General features: G+C 40.2%; 2 protein-coding genes. One reads left to right on the forward strand and one right to left on the reverse strand.

Annotation, left to right across the window (positions count from 1 at the left end):
• Positions 1-176: 176 nt before the first annotated feature.
• Positions 177-1205 (forward strand): ATP-binding protein, encoded by a 1029-nt coding sequence (locus DU53_RS00305; RefSeq protein WP_063726889.1) that lies wholly within the window; start codon positions 177-179, stop codon positions 1203-1205.
• A gap of 495 nt (positions 1206-1700) precedes the next feature.
• On the opposite strand, the gene DU53_RS11735 is transcribed toward DU53_RS00305, so the two are convergent.
• A partial coding sequence (locus DU53_RS11735) for an ATP-binding protein (protein ID WP_161484722.1) occupies positions 1701-1847 on the reverse strand: 147 nt, incomplete at its 5' end.

Consider the following 1847-nt stretch of genomic DNA (forward strand, 5'->3'; position numbering starts at 1 on the left):
CTCACGAATAGAACCATATTCCTGATAGAGCCGTTGAATCTCTTTGACCTCGTACACGTTTTTCACCCCTCCGTATACCTCCTTGAGCAGATTGTTTCTATTATCTCGCTCAAGAAGGTCTTTTTTTCCAGGGGGTAACGGGTCAATTTTCTATGGCCCTGGGGGGTCAATTTTATTTGACCACATACAGGGAAGATTTCTTTCTATTTCTTGATGAGGTACAAAACGTAAAGGACTGGCACAGGTGGGTAAGAACTTTTCTTGATACTCATCACAATAATACTGTTTTTATCTCCGGTTCTTCGTCGAAACTCCTGAGTTCTGAACTTGCTGGTTTGCTCACAGGCCGGCATGTTGTATTCGAAACCTTACCGTTTAGTTTCAGTGAGCTTGTCATAAATCAAGGGTATAGCACAGATAGCATATACATAAGAAAAAACAAGAATGCCATCAAAGGACTCCTTGCCGAATATATGAGGTTCGGTGGCTTCCCAGAAGTGGTACTCAGAAGACCTATAAACGAATCAAGAGCCAGGCGAATCCTCACTCAGTATGCAGAAGACATCCTGTTTAAGGATATTTCTACGCACTACAATGTGCTGAATATGAAGCTACTCAAGTTTGTTTCTTTATTTCTAGCTCAAAACAGTGGTTGTAAGCTATCAATTCGCGGGCTGCAAAAAGTTATAGAAGCTGAGTTTGGCGAGAAATCATCAACAACCACTATTGCCAATTATATTCAATATCTTGGAGAGGCTTATATGAGTTTTGAGGTACGTCATTTTGATTATTCTATAAAGAGAGCCATAAGAAGACCTTCTAAATATTACATGGTTGATACTGGCCTTCGTAACGCTATGTGTGGTTCGTTAACTCCGGATCGTGGAAAACTGCTTGAAAATGTTGTGTATCTCTACCTTAGGACAATATACGATGATGTTTTCTATTGGTCAGGTAAAAGAGAGATCGATTTTGTTTGCCGTGAGGGTAAAGAGATTGACCTGTATAATATCACATACGTATCTGATGTCAACGAAATATCTGTAAGGGAACTGGAAGGGTTCCTGGAGTTTCCTTCTGGCAAAGCAGTTCGAAAAAGATATTTGATTACATGGGACCTTCAAAGAACCATAACACACAAAAATATTACTATAGAAGCAATTCCTGCATATGTTTTACTTCTTCAAAAATCTGAGAATTGGTAAGCACACCGCGAGTGGGTATGACTGGCTATGCAAGTGATGAGAATTCCTTCGGAGTTGTTCCGAACCACGAGCGGTTGATTAGGAGAGATCCTCAATCAAGTTCAGGATGACAGGCTAGGGAACAAGTATCGGGTTAGCGAGGCGAGATGTCCCTCTTCGTCATTCTGGAGATGTTCTATCCAGAATCTTCTCCCATTATCGTCATTCCGGGAATCTTTAATCCAGAATCTGGGTTTGTTCTAAGCTTCAAACATCAAACATCAAACATAGGGAGAGACACTTTTTTTCGGTGTCTGTCCCGTGTATCTTTTTCTTTTTCGAGTAGATTTATTTTTGACGCAACGTTCCCTTTTCGAGTAGATTTTTTATGAGGCAACTCGCGAGCTTGACTTAAAATGTGAATTTTGGTATGATATGTGAAAAGTATTTATGGATGTATAAAGTCAATAGGTTTTTGACCCGGGAGGGCCATAAGGAAATGACCCGCTACCCACCTCAGGTATCTTCTAAAATATCCCTTCTTCTGTAACTTCTTCCAGACATATTGAGGATCAAAGCGTTGTGTGTAATTCTGTCTAACAATGCCATGGTTAGGGCTTTATCATGGAAAATCTTTATCCATTCTGAGAACACGAGATTCGT

Source organism: Kosmotoga sp. DU53 (assembly GCF_001639905.1).
Classification (GTDB): domain Bacteria; phylum Thermotogota; class Thermotogae; order Petrotogales; family Kosmotogaceae; genus Kosmotoga; species Kosmotoga olearia.